This is a genomic window from Variovorax sp. VaC1, from assembly GCF_043658315.1.
In the GTDB taxonomy this organism is placed as follows: Bacteria; Pseudomonadota; Gammaproteobacteria; order Burkholderiales; family Burkholderiaceae_C; genus Variovorax.
In genome coordinates, this window is the sequence record NZ_JBIGLT010000001.1 from 226,036 (window position 1) to 244,080 (window position 18,045).

Below are 18,045 nucleotides of genomic sequence, written 5' to 3' on the forward strand. Positions count from 1 at the left end.
AGCGCGGCTGCGGCTTTTTCCCCAAGAGGAGAACCATGAAGAAACTGAATAAAGTGGCGATGATGTTTGCAGTCGCTGCGCTCGCCACTGCCGCCGGCGCGCAGACCCGTGTCACCGCTGCGGACGGCGGTCCTACGATCGACAACTGGCAAAACGGCACCGGCGAACTGGTCTGGAAGAACGGCACCAACGAACTGTGCTGGCGCGATGCCAACTGGACGCCGGCTACCGCCGCCGCCGGTTGCGACGGCGCTCTGGTTCCTGCCGCTCCGGCCGCTGTGGCTCCGACCCCTGGCGTGACGCCTCCCGCGACGCCCGCGCAAGTCGCCGCTTCGAAGGTGACCTTCGCTGCTGACGCATTCTTCGACTTCGACAAGTCGGTTCTGAAGCCTGAAGGTCGCGCCAAGCTGACCGACCTGGTCGAGAAGATCCGTGGCGTCAATCTCGAAGTGATCATCGCTGTGGGCCATACCGACTCGATCGGCACGGTGCCTTACAACCAGCGTCTGTCGGTGCGTCGCGCTGAAGCCGTCAAGGCCTTCCTGGTCTCGAAGGGCATCGAACGCAACCGCGTTTACACCGAAGGCAAGGGCAAGTCGCAACCTGTGGCTGACAACAAGACCAAGGAAGGTCGCGCCAAGAACCGTCGCGTTGAAATCGAAGTGGTCGGCACCCGCGCCAACTAATCATTCGATTCCATCGATGATGAAAACCCCGCCAAGGCGGGGTTTTTTTATGCCTGTCGAATTGACACTCCACCGCTTGTCATGCCCCAGCAGTGTTTGCGGGCCATTGCTCGTTTCATAATCGCCCTATGACAGAAAACGTGAATGCCGACCCGGCCGAACTGGCCAAGTTTTCAGAACTTGCGCATCGCTGGTGGGATTTGGAGAGTGAATTCCGCCCATTGCATGAAATCAATCCATTGCGTCTTGAATGGATAGACGGTATTGCACCTATTTCACAGCGCCGTGTACTGGATATCGGTTGTGGCGGTGGAATCCTGGCCGACTCGATGGCGCGAAAAGGCGCAGAGGTGCTTGGCATCGATCTGGCGGGCAAAGCGCTCAAGGTGGCTCAGTTGCATGCCCTTGAAGCCGGTACGCGCGGTGTCAAGTACCGCGAGATCAGCGCAGAGGCCCTGGCTGCCGAGCAGCCGGGCAGCTTTGACGTCGTCACGTGCATGGAAATGCTCGAGCATGTGCCGCAGCCGGCTTCGGTGATCCAGGCTTGCGCCACGTTGGTCAAGCCGGGTGGCTGGGTGTTTTTCTCGACGATCAACCGCAATCTGAAGGCCTTCATGCTTGCGATCGTGGGCGCCGAGTATGTGCTTGGCATGCTGCCCCGCGGAACCCATGAGTATGCAAAGCTGATTCGTCCCAGCGAACTCGCCGCCTACTGCCGTGCGGCCGGCCTGGATCTGCGCACTACCCGTGGCCTGGAGCACAACCCGTTGACCCGGCGCTACTGGCTCAGCGCAGACACCAGTGTCAACTACATGTTCGCGACGCAAAAGCCGCCGTCGCCGGATTCGCAGGGATGAAAGCTGCTTCGACACAAGCAGTGCTGTTCGACCTGGACGGCACGTTGATAGACAGCGCCCCCGATCTGGGGGCTGCCGCCGACAAGATGCGTACCGATCGCGGCCTCGCTTCGTATCCATTGGAGCGTTACAGACCCATGGCCGGGGCCGGGGCGCGAGGCATGCTGGGGGTGGCGTTCGACATTACGCCTGAGGCACCGGAGTTTGCCGAGTTGCGGGAAGAGTTCTTCGTCGCCTACGAGCGGCGCATGTTGCTTAACACGCACGTATTCGATGGCGTCCAGGCCTTGATCGAGGCAATCCAGGAGCGCGGATTGCTTTGGGGCGTTGTCACCAACAAGTCCGCTCGTTTCACTGATCCGTTGACCGACGCGATTCCGCTCTTTGCCACGGCGCGCGCAATCGTGAGCGGAGACACCACCCCATTCGCCAAGCCGCACCCGGAGCCGCTGCATGAGGCGGCGCGTCGGTTGGGTGTTGCTGCCGATGCCTGCATTTACGTTGGCGACGACGAGCGCGACATCATCGCCGGGCGCGCTGCCGGCATGCGGACCGTTGCGGCCACCTACGGCTACATGGGCTCCCAGGCCGATGCGGCGCTCTGGAAGGCCGATGCCTCAATCTCTTCGCCCCTTGAGCTCTTGAAGTTCCTCAATAGCGCCTAAAATGGAAGGCTTGGGGCTGCACTGGTTTCGACGTGGGTTCGGAGTCGCAGCGGGGCATGTCGAGCTGAATGCGCTCGTAAAACAGATTCAAACAAACTAACTGCAAACGACGAACGTTTCGCACTCGCTGCTTAATTGCCAGTGAGCTTTGCAACAGCAGGCCGATGGGCTGGGCAAGGGGGTGACAGAGCAATCTGAAACCTCCCGGCTGCAAAGATAATTACATGGGCTGGCTCCGATCCGGGTACCTTGGGTCGGGACGAGAAAATAGGGTGCTGGCGTCCGGTTTAGCGTGTGACTGCGCGACTCCGGAAGCGAGACTTAAATCAGATCACTAAACATGTAGAACTGCGCGATGAAGGCTTGCGGACGGGGGTTCAAATCCCCCCAGCTCCACCATATTCTTAGGGCTAGGTCCAATAAAATCAAGGACTTACGCGATCTGGCTCCGTCCTGATCCGCCCCCCACCGGCCCCAAATTCACACGTTTCGCACCTGATTCGCACGTGTCCGTGACTTCGGGGAGCCCCGGCAAGCACTCGCGGCCATACTTTACCGGCGGTCGATCAAAGCCCAGGTCGACACCTTGCTCGACCCAGCGGCCATAGTGCCGGATCACCATCTCGGTCGTCTTGTGGCCCAGCAGCTGGCGATGTAGGCCGGGTTTTCGCCTTGGCTCAAAAGCTGGCTGGTAAACGTGTGCCGCATCTGGTACGGGTTACGGTAGCGGGCTTTTCCCTTCTTGCACGTTCGCTGCCATAGGCGCAAAAGGGACTGGTCCGTCCACTCCTTGCCTGTGCGTGGGTTCAAAAATACCCGCCCACCGGCTTTCTCGGTGCGCTGCCGCTGATCCTCGAGCGCCCGATCCACTCGCGCAGCGTGCTGGCGCTGAGGGCGCCCACCTGGATGTGACCGAACTGGGAGATCAGCACGTTGTTGATGGCCTTGCTGTAGCCGGACCAGGTGCTGGGCTGTAGTGAGGCTTTGGAACGGTCTCTGTAGCCCTCCTGGAGCTGCTTGATGCTTACATCCGAGCCCTTCCCCTTCCCATGGCCAAACACCTTGCACTTCGGGGGCGACGGGAAGTACTCGTCGTAGCGAAAGGTGCTGTGTTCGATTTTCCTGAGGATCTCTCCGCGCAGCCGCTCGGCATAGCGCAGGTTCTCGCGCGTGCCGGGCAGGTCAAGCGTCTTTCGGCACTGCACGCCCTGAAAGCTGCACGCGACGCGGATGACTTCCTTGTTGGTGCGCTTGATGACGGTGATGCCGACACTCACGCACGAGCCCTGCGTTTTGATGACACATCGGTCTTGCGGCCGGCCGCCCAGTCGTTCACCGCAGTGACGTTGATCCACGACTGCTTGCTACCAGCGGGATGGCGCACATGCACGTCACGCAGCCAGTGGCCGCTACGCAAACGCTTGTCGATCGCGTCGGCGGTCTCGCCGTAGAGCTCGCAGTAGCGGTTCATCGGAATCCACTCCATGGCCACGACAGTCGTCATCGCTTTGCGTCCTCCGTCATGACGGCGCGCACGATGGCATTGCGCAGGCTCACTCGGGCGGTTCTGAACAGTGTTTCCCAGAGGGTTGGGTGCTCGGTGTCGATGTGCTCCATGACGGTGAAGGCCACCATGTCGGCATCGATCATGCCTTGGGGCTTGGGCACCCAGCCGAAGTGCCGGCTTGGAAGGCACGGCGACTTTCATGCTGCAACCTTTCGGGCTTCTGCTGCTCGCTCGTTGTCCGCATCGATCTGCGCTTTCGCGACCATGACCAGGGTTTCGGCCGCGTAGAGCAATCCATCGTCGACGCTGTCGCTGTTCACCACGCGGATGATCCCCAAGAGTCCCGCGAGTTCGTGGCTCGCGCTGTCGTGAATATCCTTGGAATGCGCGCCTTCTGCATGAGCGGTGTGTGCGCGTTCGACTTTCTCCACCACCTTTTCGATCAGGCTGTGGATGCCCTAGTGCATGTCCGTTGCTGCGATGTCCGCTGCAGCTTGTGCAACATCTCGCGCCTGGAGAATGACGCAATAGGGGTCGTGCTGTTCGTCGAGGTGCTCCACGTCCTGAGCTGGCGTCGTCTCCGCAGCGTCTTCCTTGGCCTCCGGAATCGCAGCAGATCGAGAACCGGAATCACCAGATCGAAGAGGCCGCGCGCATGTATGGAGTGCCGCGCCCGCTGCTGATGATGGATGACACCAGTTGGGGCAGCGGCATCCAGCAGCTGGCTATCTTTTTTATCCAGTACGGCCTTTCGCATTGGTTCGTGTCCTGGGAGCAGGCCTCCGCACGCTGTCTTCTCCCTGAGAACCAGTTCGGCCGCCTGCAATTCAAGTTCAACGAGGGTGCGCTGCTACGCGGCACGCTTGCTGACCAGGCCGCGTTCTTCTCCAAGGCACTCGGTGCTGGCGGTCAAGCGCCCTGGATGTCACAGAACGAGGTTCGCGAACTGTCCGACCTCCCGAAATCCGACGACCCGCAGACCGACGCGCTGCGCAACCCCATGACACAGCCGGCCAATCCGACCCCGGAGCCCAAGCCATGAGCCTGATCAAACTGCCCGAGATCCGGGCCGACCACCGCCTCGGCGCGGCGCAGTTCGACGTGCGTCCTGACGCACTGGAGCGTTGGCAGCCTGAAGTTCGGGCCGCTGTGGAGAGTGAGGCCTCGATCTCCATCTATGACGCCATCGGAGAGTCGTGGGACGGTCAGGGCTTCACCGCCAAACGGATGAGTGCGGCCCTGCGCAGCATCGGTGCCCGGGATGTCACGGTCAACGTGAATTCCCCCGGCGGCGATTTCTTCGAAGGCGTGGCCATCTACAACATGTTGCGCGAGCACAAGGCCAAGGTCACGGTTCGCGTGATGGGCCTGGCTGCTTCTGCCGCGTCCGTCATTGCAATGGCTGGTGACGACATCCTGATGGGTGACGGCGCGTTCCTGATGGTTCACAACGCATGGGCGGTCGCCATCGGCAACCGGCACGACATGGCCGATGCCGCGGCTCGCCTGGCACCGTTCGATGAACCTCGGCAACCGTGATGCTGGTGACGGCCGCCGCTTCGCCGGTCATGGCCCCATCCAGACGACCGGCCGGGCAAACCATGCGCTCGTGCGCGATGAGCTTCGCGCACTGCTTGGAACCATCGTGCCCGACTTCGAGGAAGACCCACGGGCGCTGGGGCAGCCACGCTGGGGCGCTTTGTCGGCGGCGATGTTCTGGAAGCGAAAGGGCCTGAACACCCTGGCTGATCGCGGCGACTTCATCGGCCAGACCGAGCGCATCAACGGCGGCCAGAACGGCCTCGAAGACAGGCTTTCCCGACGTATACGTGCGCGCAAGGCGCTGGGGGCAGCGTGATGCTGCCCGACTTCCGCACACCGATGCTTTGGGCGCTGTGCCTCGGCCTCGCTGCGGCCTTGATGACAGCAGGCGTAGAGCGCACGCGCGCGGCAAAGGCTCGCTCTGACCTGGCCGCTGAGCAGCGCGACCGCGCCAAGGAAAACACCGCTCGCGCACTGGCGGCGCTGTCCGACCTGCAGCGCACCGTCATGCTGGTGGCTGCTCATGCCAAGAACCAACAGGAGAACGTCGATGTCTACGAAAAGAAGCTGGCCGTGCTGGATGGCCGTCGCCGCGCTATCGCCGTTGATGCTGACCGGGTGCGCAAGCAGTTCGCCGCCTACGCCGCCCGTGATCGCGAGCAAGCCGCAATCGACCCCGCTGCCTGCATCCGTATCGCGGATCGATCCGCAGTCCTCGCAGGCGTGGCTGCGCGAGGTCGAGAGCTACTTGAGCGAGGTCGAATCGTTGTTGAGCAGCGAGACGCTGAAGTAGGAGTTTTGCTTGGCGTGGTTGGAAATGATCGCTCGCTGATGAACGCGGCGCCGCCGGAAGCATCTGCGAGCGCTTCGCCAAAGCCACCGAGCCCTGAATGACAAGGCTGTGATTACCACCATTCGGTGCGCAGCTTGCAGTTCTGCCGCTGCCCGATTGGGTGGGAGTCGATGTACTTGTTGTCGCGCTACTTCTAGCGAATTACGCCGATGTTCAGTTGCCAAGTGACGTCTAGTTGTCCATCGTTGCTTGCGCAGGCAGTTAGGACGTTGGGATCTGCTGTGGAGGGGGCGCCATTTGACCGAGATTCGACCAAGAGGGTCTGCTGTGAGTACCTGATGCGAGGAAGATCGAATGATGAAATGCACGGGATGACCGGCCGGCCTTCTGCGCTGCTGTGTTCAAAATAGAGTTTTCCGCCATGCCACGCGTTGTCCGGAGGGATTGTGAAGGGGCCTTCGTAGACGAACGAGAAGCGCGCATACATCGTGGTCTCGAGAGTCGCGGGCGAGACCGCGTCGTTGCCATGCTCTGCTTGAACTTGTACGGTGACACCGAGTCCTGCATCGGGTGTTGATCTTGGCGTGGCAGTCCCAAAGCGGTTTTCATCCCACCAGTCTGGTCGGGTCGACTTGAACGTGGCGGATGCGGCTGGGAGCGTTTGAAGAGTCAGGTCGCCTTCGCTTATTGGGGGCGAAGTCCATGTCCATTTCCAGTTCGATGACTCCGACGTGACATCCACACTATCGCTGCGAATGACTTTGGCATTGATGGTGGCGGGACGGTCTGCTGCGACCTTGGCTGTGGTCGCCGAAAGCTCAATCCGATAGGTGTAGTGAGGTAGGGCGGTCGCAGAGATTTGCCCGCTCACAATGTTCCCGTTGGGTGCCGAGGCTTGGACCGTGATAGTGGCGGACTCAGCTTGGGTCCGTGCGGTGTTCGCAAGCAGGCTTGCAGTCGCTCCGCTGGGTGTGATGCCCACCACATTGGAGTCGCTGCTGTTCCAGCTCCAGCCGGTGGCCGCAGCGGTCACATCGGATCCGTCGCTCGCCAAGACGGTCGCGCTGACCGTCATCGGCTGGCCGTATTGCAGGTTGACGGTTGGATTGGCCAGCACAAACTTGTAGGTGAGCGGTACAGCAACGACCGTCACCGTTGCCTGCTGCGTGAGCACCGTGCCATCTGGGGCGGTGGCCTTCGCCGTGATTTGGACTGGGCCCTTGGCGACCCCCGTCACGACACCTGTGGATGCCGCACCGTCCTGGCTCGCTACGGCGGCCAGCGTTGGATCACTGCTCGTGAAGACGGTCGGCGGGTTGGGAACACCGTGCCCTTGGCTGTCGACCATCGAGACAACAAGCTGTAGCGTCTTGCCAACCGTGACCTCGCCCGCAGTCGGCGTCAAAGTGGCCTGATAGGTGATCGGGGCTGGCGGGGCTGGCGTGTCCGGCTGATTTGGTGCTGGGGGCTGCGTGATCGGAAGAACTGGAAAGCTGGTTCCACCACCACCACCACCACCACCGCCGCACGCGGCCAGCGCTGAAAGCAACACGCAAGCCGCCACGCGACGTGAGAGCGCCTGAATTCTTGCCGACAGGCTGGGGCCGGCGGCGCATGTAGCAAAAAACATAAGAAGTCCCTCCAACGGCGCGGGATGGTAGGGAAGCTTTTCGCCGTGCGCATTGGACTAAAGTCCAATGCCGGGCTGATTTTGAGTGAGGGGAAACTCTGGGCCGACAACCGGAAAGTCGACGCCACCGAGCCCTGAGCGGTAGCTATGCCGGGTTCGCGCCGGGCTTGCGTGCTTCACGCAGCGCCTTGCGCCAGTCCCACGGCGGCACGGGGTCAGCATCGGCCCACAGGCCCACACGCTTCGCCCGCGCCTCGGTCTCTGCAAACTCGTACTGCCCGCGCTCCTGTGGCGTCTGCTCGCGCGCGTAGGCCCGATACCACCATGCCATGCCGATGGTCACCATCGCGAGGCCAGCGTCGAGCGTCTTGGGGCCGGCCGGCGCGGATACTGGCGCCACCATGACACGGCAGACACTGCGGCCGTAGCGGTCGATCTTCGGGCAGTCGAGCGCGGCTTCCTTCATGTAGACCAGCTCCGACAGTGCCTGTTTCGCGCGCTCGCCGAACGGCTGCTTTTTCTCAGGCGCGGCGATGCCGTTGATGCGCACCTTGACCTGCTCGTAGGCACCCGGCTCGCCGCAACGCGCGGTGATGGTGTCGCCGTCGCTGATACCCACGACCTGGCAAGCGCGCGACTCGGCTGCCGCGAAGAGAGGCAGCGAGAGCAAGGCGGCAAAGAGGGTGGAACGGGATGCAAGCATCGGAAGATCGTAACGGGCGTCAACGCATTTGGCGTGTTCCCGATGGCCTCAATCAGAGTGCCCCATGTGTTCGCTCAGCTCGATAGGTCGCGCATGCAGCGAGTCGTCTTGAGTTGATTGCGCGGACTACGGGGGTTGATCACGTTGGTGGTTTGATCTTGAAAGTCGTACGAAACGGCAGTCGTGGTCGAGGACGCATCCCATTGCGATTGCGGATCCGCCACCCAGTAGCTACGAGGCCAATCGCGGATTCCGGGATAGATATTAAACAGTGTGTTGAGCAGCGACTGGGTGTTGCTCCCGCACCTGCCCCACAGTTCGCACCAACCTGGCAGATACCAATCCGAGTAACCGCCGGCGGAACTGCTGATGCAAGTCTTCGCCGCCGAGGGCTGACCTTGGAATAGATCGGCGACGGCCCGTGTCGTCGCCCGGCCCTCGCCGTAAGGGATGCCGGTGGTCGGCCCATCGGGGCCCCATATTTCTCCGTTTGAGGCGGGCGACAGGGCCAACGTCTTGCCGCCGACGCTGGTGGTGGAGACTGTGGTGTCGTCCAGTGCAAAGACGTAGCCTGCTTGGTACACACTGCCGTAGCTCAGGATGTGGATGTCGATGCTCGAAGTGTTGGTGTTGTCGCCAGAAACAAGCAACTTGACTGGCGTTGGCGCCATGGCCAATGGCGCTGTCGTGGGAGTGGCGCCGGGAGTCACCATGACTTGGCAGCTGCTGCCGGCCGGCAGCACGCCGTTGCAGTTTGAGCTAATTGAGGTGGCAAGTGGCAACGTCGAGGAAGCAGTCTTCAGCCCCTTGGCATCGTAGAGCCCTGTATTCGTGATCGTGATTTTTCGCGCCACACCGGTGAGTGCTGAGTTCAATCCGGGGTTGTTCACTGATAGTGCCAGTGTGTTTACGCTGGATACGAGAGTCGTTGTCTGTGCCGCTGGCGGCGGAGCTACTGGCGGTGGCGGTGCAGCCGGCGGCTCTGGTATTGGAGCCGGGGGCGGAGTGGGCGATGGCGACGGTGCTGGTGGCGCTGGCGGAATCTCTGGTGTTGGCGCCACTGCAACGGGGGCAAATGGCACGCCTCCGCCCCCTCCGCCTCCGCACGAGATGAGGACCGCCGGCAGCGTTGTCGCCAGTACGAGGCGACATATTGGGTTGAGCTTTGCCCGAAGGCGCTGATCCGCGGCGCGAGAAACGAATGACATGAGAAGGCCCCCTCCAAGGACGCGCGATCCTATGGGGGCTGCTTTCTTGGCGCATTGGACTAAAGTCCAATGCTGGGCTGATTTTGGGCGAGGGGAAACCCCGGACTGGCAACCGAGAGGTTCGCTGACGGTGCCCACATCGCCGGCAGTAGCTACCAGCGATACGCCGGTGCCGTAGCCTCAGAGTAGGCCCACCGATTTCCGTAGTTGTCATTCCCGCGCACCCGTACTACTTTCTGGAGGAATTGCAGGGGAGCGACGGTGCGGAGAAGGGCGTCTCAGAATGAGCTATGAGGAAATTCGCAGGAGCTTTCAAGTCCCCGCCAAGAAAGGCGCGTGAGTGTTGGCCCAGGGCCAGCCCGGCACCGTCACTACGGTCCGAGGTTCGATTCTGCGTGTGCGCCTGGATGGCATGACGTGGTCAAGGCCGTACTCGCCTAGCGAATTGCAATGGTTGGAAGGCTCTACACAAGAAGTCGAAGGTCTTTCTGGCCGAAGTGACCATAGCTCCGTTCTGGGCCGTCAATCACAGGTGCAGATCTGACGGTTGCGTACCTGCCAGAGCGTTTGCTTGACCAGGCTCTGGGTCTTGCGCCAACCCCACGGCGGCGCCGGGTCAGCATTGACTCATAGGCCCGCGCGCTTGGCCCGCGCCTCGGTCTCAGCAAACTCCTACCGCCCGCGCTCTTGCTGTGTCTGCTCGCGCGTAGGCTCGATACCGCCATGCCATCCCGATGGTCACCATCGCAGGGCCTGCATCGAGCGTCTTGGGGTCGGCCGGCGCAGATGCAGATGAGACCATGACGTGGCAGACGCTACGGCCGTAGCGGTCAGTTGTCGGGCAGTCGAGCGCAGCTTCCTTCAGGTAGACCAGCCCTGACATTGCCTGTTTCGAGCGCTCGCCGAACGGCTGCTTTTTCTCAGGCGTCGATCCCGTTGAAGCGCACCTTGATTTGCTCGTAGTTGTCGGAGGCCGCGTCGAGCGGTGAGCGTCTCTCCGTCGCAGTCGCCCTATCACCCTCAGCTTCGGCTGGAGCCTTTCGGAATTTCAGGGCTGTGAAAATCGCTCGCATTACGATGCACAATCGAGCGCTGACTTCACAAAATGCCTGCAAGAGTGCTACGGCATAAACCCCCCCTTCATGAGCCTGAGAAAAACTAATAACGTAGAGTTCGCACGACTTCTTGCTGCAGTTCTAGTCCTTTGTAGCCACGGATTTACCTTGTATGGCTTGCCTGAGCCCTTTCATGTTTTCACGGGTGGTTTGTCCTTGGGAACATTGGCGGTCTACATCTTCTTCATCCTGAGCGGCTATTTGATCGCCCAGAGCTGGGTGGCTGATCCAAATGCACCGCGCTTTCTGCTGAGGCGTGCGCTCAGAATCCTTCCGGCGTTGTATGTTTTCTTCATCGTTGGCTATTTGCTTGTCGGTCCATTCATCACAACGTTGCCAGCGGATGAGTATTTCTCTCGTGCAAACGTCACAGCCTTCCTGAAGCAATTCAACGTTTCAGACATTCTCGGGACTCTGCCAGGCACTTTTGCCGACAATCCGCTTCCCAACGCGTTCAACGGCTCTCTGTGGACCATTCAATATGAAGTCTCTTGCTATCTAGTCCTGCTCGCCTTGGGCGTGGTTGGGGTATACAAAAGTCGCAAGTTAGTTGCCATCGCAGCAGTAGGATTTTTTGCAACTTATTTGTATGCGAAGTTCACCCATCCTGTTTGGACATTTCTTCACATCAACGGCGCGCAGTGGTTTGATTTGGCGGCGTTTTTTTTCTACGCCTCGGCTTTGTTCATGTGGCGTGAGAAACGATGGCTTCAATCATTGGCGTGGCCTGCTGTTGCGCTGATCGCGTTCGTGTTGCTAAAAGGAAATGCGCTTGTCATCGCGTTGCACGTTGTTCTTCCGCCGGCGTTTCTTGTCTTGGCATTGCGCGATTCGCAAGGAATAAATCGTGTAGGAAATTATGGTGATTACTCCTATGGGATGTACATCTACGCATTCCCTGTTCAGCAACTCCTGATGCTTTTCTTTGGCGAAAAAATTTCGCTGTGGACATTTCAGGTGTTGACGCTGTTGGGCACATTTGCCTGCGCTTTTGCCTCATGGCATTTGATCGAAAAGCAAGCGCTTCGCCTCAAGCCGAAAAAGCGAAAAGTCTCGACAGGACCAAATCCTTCGGCAATTCCATCCGCAGGGGTAGGTGCTAAGGCGTTCTAGAGTTTGGTTCGAGGGGAACGGCTGCTTTTTCTTTCATTGCAGCACGACCTCAGCGCCGTCAGCGGTCACCATCACAGCAGGGGTGTTCTAGGCGATCTTGGTCAGCTCGCCTATGTAGCTCGCCCATGTGCTTGGGGTTGCCAACGCTACCCAGTTGAATTGTTTCGGTGGGGCTGTTGGATAAATGACCGGCGCACAGCATCTTCGGTTTCACACGTTTCTCACACGTTTTTCTGCCGAGTTGCCGAAACCCGCATGGATAAAGGCTTTGCGGGTGATTGCTTTGGGGTTCAAATCCCCCAGCTCAACCAACACAACGTCCAAGGGCGTTCACTGAAGTTCAGTGAACGCCCTTTTTCATTGGGAAATCGGCTCTCCATCGTGCGAGGGCATTCGATGTGATTTGCTAGGAGCCGAGGCCGAACCGGAGGCAGTCGGGCGGAAGTTGTGTTGATCGCCGCCGAGAACTACCTCTTCGGATCAGAGATTGGCGAAGTCCAGCACGGATAGACCGCCTCCCACGAAGCGCATGACAGTTGCTCCGTGATTGCCGCAGGGTAGTGAGGGGGGTCCTGTGCCTAGTGTGCATAGCGGCAGTCAATAGCAATTTCACTGATATCTCATAAAAATATTGCAAATATATTTAATGGATATCAAGGCCGAAACCCCTACCGCTACCAAAGGAGCAACTCATGAGCAACCCCCGCTGGCAAGGCATCTTCCCCGCCATCACCACCAAGTTCCACGCCGACGAAAGCATCGACGCCGAGGGCACGGCCCGCCACATCGACTTCCAGATCCGCAACGGCATCCACGGCCTCGTGACCTGCGGCTCGCTCGGCGAAGCCAGCACGCTGACGCTCGAAGAGAAACTGCAGGTCGCCAAGATCGCACTGGAGGCTGCCGATGGCCGCATCCCGGTGCTGGCCAACGTGTCGGAAACCAGCACGCGCGAAGCGCTGCGTTACGTCGATGGGGCCAACAAGCTCGGCGTGGCCGGCTTCATGGTGATGCCCTCGGTGATCTACGTGGCCGATGCACGTGAGGCGATGCTCAACGTGCGCACCATCGCCAATGCCGCGCAGAAGCCCATCATGGTCTACAACAACCCGGTGGCCTACCGCGTCGACCTGAAGCCGCAGCACATGGTCGAGCTGGCCGACTGCGAATGGATCGCGGCCATCAAGGAGAGCACCGACGACATCCGCCGCATCACCGACCTGCGCAACACCGTGGGCGACCGCTACCAGCTGTTCCTGGGCGTGGACGACCTGGCCTACGAAGGCCTTGCCCTTGGTTGCGATGGCCTGCTGGCGGGCGTCGGTTGTGCCTTCCCGCGCGAGACGGTGGCGCTGTACGACCTGATGAAGGCGGGCAAGTTTGCCGAAGCGCTCAAGCTCTACCAGTGGATGACGCCGATGCTGCACCTGGATGTGTCGACCAAGCTCGTGCAGAACCTGAAGCTCATCGACGCGCTGGTGGGCGTGGGCTCCGAGCACATGCGCCGTCCGCGCTTGCCGCTGATCGGCGAGGAGCGTGCCTTTATCGAAGGCGTCGTCAAGCGCGCACTGGCGACGCGGCCGGCGCAGTATCAATCTGTCGTCGGGTAATCCTCCAGGCCAACGGCCCCCGCTCTGCGCATGACCGAGACCATCGTCAGTGCCGAGGCCACGGCCGCTTCCGACGGAGCGAATCTGCTGTTGAACCACCTGGCGCGCATTGCGCGCCGAGTCATCGATACCTGAGCGCTCCTCAGGCTCGCCTCGCAGGATTCGCGTCCTGTGAGGCCCTCCGCGCGAAAGAACCCTTGCTCACACACTTGGCGCGAGTCGGCTGCCGCCATCTCGTGGACGGGGACTTCTGCGCGCATTTTTCTCACTTTCCTTTCGAGGATCCGTTCCCATGTCAAACACCGCAGCAATCGAGACGATGCCAGCGAGCACTCCCAAGAAAGAAGGCACCAGCGATCTCAAGCGCGTCGTCGCCGCGTCGATGGTCGGGTCCATCGCGGAGTGGTACGAGTTCTTCCTTTACGGCACGGCCTCCGCGCTGGTGTTCGGCACGCACTTCTTCAAGCAGACCGGCAATCCGATCGATGGCGTGCTCGCGGCCTTCGCACTGTACGCGGTGGGGTTCGCGGCCCGGCCGCTAGGCGGAATCGTGTTCGGCCACTACGGGGACAAGATCGGCCGCAAGACGTTGCTGCAGATCAGCCTGATCGTCGTCGGCATCACCACCTTTCTGATGGGCTGCCTGCCGACCTTCGATGCCATCGGCTATTGGGCGCCGGTGCTGCTGGTGAGCCTGCGGCTGATCCAGGGCTTCGCATTCGGCGGCGAGTGGGGCGGTGCGGTGATCCTCGTGAGCGAGCACAGCCCTGACAACCGCCGCGGCTTCTGGGCCAGCTGGCCGCAGGCGGGCGTGCCCGCGGGCAACCTGATCGCCACGGTGGTTCTGCTGCTGCTGTCCTCGACGCTGAGCGAATCGGATTTTCTCGGCTGGGGCTGGCGCGTGGCCTTCTGGTTCTCGGCGGTGGTCGTGCTGATCGGCTACTGGATCCGCAAGCGGGTGGACGATGCACCGATCTTCAAGGAGTCGCAGGCGCGCCAGCAGGAGGTCAAGCAGCAGGAGATGCGCCTCGTGCAGGTGCTCAAGTACCACTGGCGCGAAGTGCTGATCGGCATCGGCGCCCGCTTCGCGGAGAACATCCTGTACTACATGGTGGTCACCTTCTCGCTGACCTATCTGAAGATGATCGTGGGCATGAACACCTCGCGCATCCTTCTGCTGATGTTCGGTGCGCACGCCATCCACTTCCTGCTGATTCCGGTGATGGGCCATCTGTCCGATGTGATCGGCCGCAAGCCGGTGTACATGATCGGCGCAGTGCTCACGGCGTTCTGGGGCTTCGTCGGCTTTCCCATGATGGACACCGGCAACGAGTGGCTCATCATGGCCGCGATCGTGTTGGGGCTGGGCATCGAGTCGATGACTTATTCGCCGTACTCGGCGCTGATGACCGAGCTGTTTCCCACACGGATCCGCTACACCGCGCTGTCGTTGTGCTACCAGGTCGCGCCGCTGCTCGCCGGCTCGCTGACTCCGTGGATCTCGCTCACGCTGCTCAAGCACTACAAGTCGTCCACGCCTATCGCGCTGTACCTGGTCGGCGCGGCGCTGATCTCCATCGTCGCCGTCAGCTTCGCCAAGGAAACCAAGGGCAAGTCGCTGCGCGAGATCGATGCCGCCGATGCGGCACGCCGCCCGCACTGATCCGCCTTCAGGTCTTCGACTCCGTGCCTCATCGCCGAGTCGAAGGGCAATCTCTTCATCACTCGTTCTGGCGCGTTGTTTCGGGAGACGAGGCGGCATGGGCTGTGCGGCGTCGCAGTCCGTGCCATGAAGGAGCCAGGACGCCAGCGGATTGGGCGATCGATTTGATGCAACGCGCATGAGGCCCGGGGCAGACGGGCAGGGCGGCACAATGGGTGTACAGGCCATGCCGACAGTTGTGTCGAGCGCAATGAACCATCCACGAGCGGGCACCATGAATCACCCTTTCGCAGAACTGATAGACCTGAACATCGAAGAGGTGAAGGGCGGCTCGAGCACGCTGACGCTGGTTGTTGCACCACAGCACTTGAATCCCCATGAAGTGGTGCACGGTGCCGTCCTGTTCGCTATGGCTGATACGGGCATGGGATCGGCGCTCTACCCGACGCTGGAGGCGGGCGAGATCTGCGCCACGATTGAGATCAAGATCAACTACTTCAAGCCCGTGTTTCAAGGCCGGCTCGTCTGCAAGACCGAACTCGTCAACCGGGGCAAGACCGTTGCGAACCTGGAGTCGCGGCTGTACGTGGACGACGTCCTCGTGGCGCACGCGAACGGGAACTACGCAATCTTTCGTCCCCGGCGTGCCGAGGCATAACCCCTTCATCAGCGACACGAACCAATGAACGACGATCTGGACGCCCGAATTCGCTCGGGCCAGGCACTGTCCGAATCGATGGGCAACTTCCACGTGACCGGGTGGGAGCCCGAGCGCAAGCTGCTCCAGGCAGCCTTCACCGTGCGACGCGAGTATTGCCACACGAACGGCACGATTGCGCAGGGCGGGTTCATCACTGCCTGGCTCGACGCCGCCATGGCCCATGCCGTCATGCATGACACGGACCAGACGCAGACTGTCTTCAGCCTCGAGATCAAGGTGAGCTTCTATGAAAAAGTCGGTCCGGGCGAAGGACGGGTCGAAGGGCGCGTGATCAGGCGTGGAAAGCGCATTGCGTTTCTCGAAGCCGCGCTCTACAACCCCGACGGCAAGCTGGCCGCCGAGGCCTCTTCAACCGGGGTGTTGGCGAGCCTCTAGAACGGCAGCGCCGACCCGAGAGCGGTGCTTGATCTCCATCTGCAAACGCTGATGCCGGCCCGATTCGATCGCAGCAGCGAAGGCCTGCTGCTGCCGGCCGAACGCGGCAGTTAATTTGGCACGCCTGAGCCGACAGAGTTTGCAGAGGCACCCAACCCACGCTTCTCCCTGGCAGATCGAACTGCTATAAACAACCGCGAGCGGCCAAGGGACGCCCATTCCGGGCAATCACCAAGGAGAAGAAACCATGGATATCTCGGTATTTACGGTAGCGATGCAAGACGCGGTGGGTCATCAGTTGCCCCGGCTTCTGGGAGCACTTGCCATCTTCGCGCTGGGGTGGTTGATCGCGGTGGCGGCGCGCGCCGCCATTCGCCGGTTGCTGAATGCCACGCGCCTGAACGAGCGCATCAGCAGCAGCACGGGGTCTCGCGTCGATGCGGAATCGCCGGTCGCCGTCGTCGTCTTCTGGCTCGTGTTGCTGGCAGGCTTGGTGGCCGCGCTGGGCACGCTGGACCTTTCAACACTGTCTTCTCCACTGGCCACCATGTTGACGGACGTGCTGCGCTTCTTGCCACGCGTCTTCGCAGCCGCCGTGCTGAGTCTGGTGGCCTGGGTCTTGGCCAGCCTGATCAAGCTGGGTGTGAACAAGGCATTGGATGCCACCAGCCTCGACGAAAAGCTGAGTGCCGAGGCCGGCATGGCCCCCATGGCCCAGAGCGTCGGCAACGTGATCTTCTGGCTCGTCATCCTGTTGTTCCTGCCGGCCATCCTCGGCGCCTTGCAGATGACGGGGCTGCTCGAGCCGGTGAAGAGCATGCTCGACAAGCTGCTGGCCATGGCGCCGAACATCCTCGCGGCCATCCTGATCGGCGTGATCGGTTGGGTGCTGGCCAAGGTGCTGCGGGGCCTCGTGACCAACCTGCTCGCCGCGGGCGGCATCGACAACATCAACAGCAAGATCGGCCTCGACGGCGGCTTTCGCTTGTCCAAGCTGGCGGGCACCGTCGTCTACATCCTGATCTTCGTGCCCTCGCTGATCAGCGCACTCGACGCGCTCAAGATCGAAGCCATCAGCGGCCCGGCGACGCGCATGCTTTCCCAATTGCTGGAGGCGGTGCCGCACATCGTGGCGGCGGCGATCATCCTTACGCTGACGTGGTTCGTTGCGCGGTTCGCGAGCGAGCTGCTCAAGAAGCTGCTCGAGCAACTCGATGCCGACAGCCTCCCCGCCAAGATCGGGCTGGGCCAGGCGCTCAGCGGCAGCTTTGCGCCTTCGCGGCTGGCGTCGGGCTTGTTGATGTTCTTCGCCATGCTGTTCGCGGTGGTCGAGGCCGCCAACCAACTCGGGTTCGGCGAGATGCGCAGCATGCTCGGCACCTTCACGCGTTTCGGGGCCGACATCGTCCTGGGCAGCGTGATCATGCTGATCGGCTTCTGGCTTTCCAACGTCGCCTTCCAGGCGTTGAGCCGTGCTGAGAGTTCTTCCGGCCTTCTGGCCAACATCGCGCGCTTTGCCATCCTCGGGCTGGTGATTGCGATGGGCCTGCGTGCGATGGGCGTTGCCAATGAAATCGTCTTCCTGGCCTTTGGGCTCACGCTGGGCGCTGTTGCTGTGGCGGCAGCACTGGCTTTCGGCCTGGGTGGACGCGAAGCGGCCGGCAAGCTGCTGGACCACTGGGTGCAGAAGATCTCCGGGAAGTAAGAGCGGAGCTGGCGGCCCATCCGCCTTCGCTCCGCTTGAAGTCTGCTGCCGAGACGATCAGAAGGGAGGCCCCTCGCAGGGCCTGAAGACCTCCTGATGCCATTGCTTATTCGCACGTCATGGCAAGCAGTGTTCCTGCTCTTGGTTCCGTC

General features: G+C 61.2%; 19 protein-coding genes, 1 other RNA gene and 2 pseudogenes. 14 read left to right on the forward strand and 8 right to left on the reverse strand.

Translation table 11 applies throughout. The features are described from left to right. Window positions 1-35 precede the first annotated feature (35 nt). The 4 genes from ompA to ssrA all read left to right on the forward strand — a co-directional run bounded on the left by ompA (window position 36) and on the right by ssrA (window position 2,607). Entirely contained in the window at window positions 36-686 is a 651-nt protein-coding gene (gene ompA / locus ACGLHS_RS01085; RefSeq protein ID WP_093236810.1) for an outer membrane protein OmpA, read from the forward strand. Window positions 687-814: 128 nt separating this feature from the next. Further along, on the forward strand, window positions 815-1,543 hold the full coding sequence (ubiG, locus tag ACGLHS_RS01090) for a bifunctional 2-polyprenyl-6-hydroxyphenol methylase/3-demethylubiquinol 3-O-methyltransferase UbiG (RefSeq protein ID WP_394476079.1): 729 nt from the start codon (window positions 815-817) through the stop codon (window positions 1,541-1,543). After that, window positions 1,540-2,208: a phosphoglycolate phosphatase gene (gph, locus tag ACGLHS_RS01095; RefSeq protein WP_394476081.1), complete on the forward strand. Its 669-nt coding sequence runs from the start codon at window positions 1,540-1,542 to the stop codon at window positions 2,206-2,208. Before ubiG ends, gph begins: the two co-directional genes overlap by 4 nt. A gap of 12 nt (window positions 2,209-2,220) precedes the next feature. Further along, window positions 2,221-2,607: a transfer-messenger RNA gene (ssrA, locus tag ACGLHS_RS01100) on the forward strand. 407 nt (window positions 2,608-3,014) lie between these two features. Here the strand turns inward: ssrA and ACGLHS_RS01105 are convergent. From ACGLHS_RS01105 to ACGLHS_RS01120, 4 genes are read right to left on the reverse strand one after another with little or no spacing between them, the layout of a single operon-like run. Next, on the reverse strand, window positions 3,015-3,485 hold the full coding sequence (locus tag ACGLHS_RS01105; protein ID WP_394476083.1) for an Arm DNA-binding domain-containing protein: 471 nt from the start codon (window positions 3,483-3,485) through the stop codon (window positions 3,015-3,017). Then, window positions 3,482-3,712, reverse strand: a complete 231-nt coding sequence (locus tag ACGLHS_RS01110; protein ID WP_394476085.1) for an excisionase — start codon at window positions 3,710-3,712, stop codon at window positions 3,482-3,484. The genes ACGLHS_RS01105 and ACGLHS_RS01110 overlap by 4 nt, the downstream gene beginning before the upstream one ends. Then, window positions 3,709-3,858, reverse strand: a complete 150-nt coding sequence (locus ACGLHS_RS01115) for a hypothetical protein (protein WP_394476087.1) — start codon at window positions 3,856-3,858, stop codon at window positions 3,709-3,711. Before ACGLHS_RS01115 ends, ACGLHS_RS01110 begins: the two co-directional genes overlap by 4 nt. Before the next feature lie 54 nt (window positions 3,859-3,912). Next, a complete protein-coding gene (locus ACGLHS_RS01120) occupies window positions 3,913-4,146 on the reverse strand; it encodes a hypothetical protein (RefSeq protein ID WP_394476088.1) in 234 nt (77 codons plus the stop codon). A 176-nt stretch (window positions 4,147-4,322) separates the two neighbouring features. Between ACGLHS_RS01120 and ACGLHS_RS01125 the strand changes: the two are divergent. The 4 genes and pseudogenes from ACGLHS_RS01125 to ACGLHS_RS01140 all read left to right on the forward strand — a co-directional run. After that, window positions 4,323-4,757 (forward strand): annotated as a pseudogene (locus ACGLHS_RS01125) (phage portal protein); the annotation flags it as partial. Next, window positions 4,754-5,236, forward strand: a pseudogene (locus ACGLHS_RS01130) (head maturation protease, ClpP-related); the annotation flags it as partial. The pseudogenes ACGLHS_RS01125 and ACGLHS_RS01130, both read left to right, overlap by 4 nt. After that, on the forward strand, window positions 5,235-5,573 hold the full coding sequence (locus tag ACGLHS_RS01135) for a hypothetical protein (protein ID WP_394476090.1): 339 nt from the start codon (window positions 5,235-5,237) through the stop codon (window positions 5,571-5,573). The pseudogene ACGLHS_RS01130 and the gene ACGLHS_RS01135, both read left to right, overlap by 2 nt. After that, window positions 5,570-6,151, forward strand: a complete 582-nt coding sequence (locus ACGLHS_RS01140) for a hypothetical protein (RefSeq protein WP_394476092.1) — start codon at window positions 5,570-5,572, stop codon at window positions 6,149-6,151. The genes ACGLHS_RS01135 and ACGLHS_RS01140 overlap by 4 nt, the downstream gene beginning before the upstream one ends. A 92-nt stretch (window positions 6,152-6,243) precedes the next feature. On the opposite strand, the gene ACGLHS_RS01145 is transcribed toward ACGLHS_RS01140, so the two are convergent. The 4 genes from ACGLHS_RS01145 to ACGLHS_RS01160 form a co-directional block, all read right to left on the reverse strand. Then, window positions 6,244-7,680 (reverse strand): hypothetical protein, encoded by a 1,437-nt coding sequence (locus ACGLHS_RS01145; RefSeq protein ID WP_394476094.1) that lies wholly within the window; start codon window positions 7,678-7,680, stop codon window positions 6,244-6,246. A 145-nt stretch (window positions 7,681-7,825) separates the two neighbouring features. Continuing rightward, window positions 7,826-8,383 (reverse strand): thermonuclease family protein, encoded by a 558-nt coding sequence (locus ACGLHS_RS01150; RefSeq protein WP_394476095.1) that lies wholly within the window; start codon window positions 8,381-8,383, stop codon window positions 7,826-7,828. A 74-nt stretch (window positions 8,384-8,457) separates the two neighbouring features. Then, window positions 8,458-9,273: a hypothetical protein gene (locus ACGLHS_RS01155; RefSeq protein ID WP_394476097.1), complete on the reverse strand. Its 816-nt coding sequence runs from the start codon at window positions 9,271-9,273 to the stop codon at window positions 8,458-8,460. Between the two features lie 979 nt (window positions 9,274-10,252). Continuing rightward, a complete protein-coding gene (locus tag ACGLHS_RS01160) occupies window positions 10,253-10,474 on the reverse strand; it encodes a thermonuclease family protein (protein WP_394476099.1) in 222 nt (73 codons plus the stop codon). 259 nt (window positions 10,475-10,733) lie between these two features. Here ACGLHS_RS01160 and ACGLHS_RS01165 point away from each other — a divergent pair, with 259 nt between their 5' ends. From ACGLHS_RS01165 to ACGLHS_RS01190, 6 genes are all read left to right on the forward strand, one after another. Beyond that, window positions 10,734-11,819: an acyltransferase family protein gene (locus tag ACGLHS_RS01165; protein ID WP_394476103.1), complete on the forward strand. Its 1,086-nt coding sequence runs from the start codon at window positions 10,734-10,736 to the stop codon at window positions 11,817-11,819. Between the two features lie 692 nt (window positions 11,820-12,511). Further along, a complete protein-coding gene (locus ACGLHS_RS01170) occupies window positions 12,512-13,429 on the forward strand; it encodes a dihydrodipicolinate synthase family protein (RefSeq protein WP_394476105.1) in 918 nt (305 codons plus the stop codon). Between the two features lie 319 nt (window positions 13,430-13,748). Beyond that, entirely contained in the window at window positions 13,749-15,092 is a 1,344-nt protein-coding gene (abaF, locus tag ACGLHS_RS01175) for a fosfomycin efflux MFS transporter AbaF (protein ID WP_394476107.1), read from the forward strand. Between the two features lie 274 nt (window positions 15,093-15,366). Next, window positions 15,367-15,750, forward strand: a complete 384-nt coding sequence (locus tag ACGLHS_RS01180) for a PaaI family thioesterase (protein WP_394476109.1) — start codon at window positions 15,367-15,369, stop codon at window positions 15,748-15,750. A gap of 24 nt (window positions 15,751-15,774) precedes the next feature. After that, window positions 15,775-16,188: a PaaI family thioesterase gene (locus tag ACGLHS_RS01185; protein WP_394476111.1), complete on the forward strand. Its 414-nt coding sequence runs from the start codon at window positions 15,775-15,777 to the stop codon at window positions 16,186-16,188. A gap of 247 nt (window positions 16,189-16,435) precedes the next feature. Continuing rightward, window positions 16,436-17,893, forward strand: a complete 1,458-nt coding sequence (locus tag ACGLHS_RS01190) for a mechanosensitive ion channel (protein ID WP_093236817.1) — start codon at window positions 16,436-16,438, stop codon at window positions 17,891-17,893. Window positions 17,894-18,045 lie beyond the last annotated feature (152 nt).

What these genes read in the sequence shown, in the direction of transcription:
- ACGLHS_RS01115 (WP_394476087.1), bottom strand. Translation starts at nt 3,858, where the DNA reads ATGATCGATGCCGACATGGTGGCCTTCACCGTCATGGAGCACATCGAC.
- ompA (WP_093236810.1), top strand. Translation starts at nt 36, where the DNA reads ATGAAGAAACTGAATAAAGTGGCGATGATGTTTGCAGTCGCTGCGCTC.
- abaF (WP_394476107.1), top strand. Translation starts at nt 13,749, where the DNA reads ATGCCAGCGAGCACTCCCAAGAAAGAAGGCACCAGCGATCTCAAGCGC.
- gph (WP_394476081.1), top strand. Translation starts at nt 1,540, where the DNA reads ATGAAAGCTGCTTCGACACAAGCAGTGCTGTTCGACCTGGACGGCACG.
- ACGLHS_RS01170 (WP_394476105.1), top strand. Translation starts at nt 12,512, where the DNA reads ATGAGCAACCCCCGCTGGCAAGGCATCTTCCCCGCCATCACCACCAAG.
- ACGLHS_RS01135 (WP_394476090.1), top strand. Translation starts at nt 5,235, where the DNA reads ATGAACCTCGGCAACCGTGATGCTGGTGACGGCCGCCGCTTCGCCGGT.
- ACGLHS_RS01150 (WP_394476095.1), bottom strand. Translation starts at nt 8,383, where the DNA reads ATGCTTGCATCCCGTTCCACCCTCTTTGCCGCCTTGCTCTCGCTGCCT.
- ACGLHS_RS01165 (WP_394476103.1), top strand. Translation starts at nt 10,734, where the DNA reads ATGAGCCTGAGAAAAACTAATAACGTAGAGTTCGCACGACTTCTTGCT.
- ACGLHS_RS01180 (WP_394476109.1), top strand. Translation starts at nt 15,367, where the DNA reads ATGAATCACCCTTTCGCAGAACTGATAGACCTGAACATCGAAGAGGTG.
- ACGLHS_RS01160 (WP_394476099.1), bottom strand. Translation starts at nt 10,474, where the DNA reads ATGTCAGGGCTGGTCTACCTGAAGGAAGCTGCGCTCGACTGCCCGACA.
- ACGLHS_RS01185 (WP_394476111.1), top strand. Translation starts at nt 15,775, where the DNA reads ATGAACGACGATCTGGACGCCCGAATTCGCTCGGGCCAGGCACTGTCC.
- ubiG (WP_394476079.1), top strand. Translation starts at nt 815, where the DNA reads ATGACAGAAAACGTGAATGCCGACCCGGCCGAACTGGCCAAGTTTTCA.
- ACGLHS_RS01145 (WP_394476094.1), bottom strand. Translation starts at nt 7,680, where the DNA reads ATGTTTTTTGCTACATGCGCCGCCGGCCCCAGCCTGTCGGCAAGAATT.
- ACGLHS_RS01190 (WP_093236817.1), top strand. Translation starts at nt 16,436, where the DNA reads ATGGATATCTCGGTATTTACGGTAGCGATGCAAGACGCGGTGGGTCAT.
- ACGLHS_RS01110 (WP_394476085.1), bottom strand. Translation starts at nt 3,712, where the DNA reads ATGACGACTGTCGTGGCCATGGAGTGGATTCCGATGAACCGCTACTGC.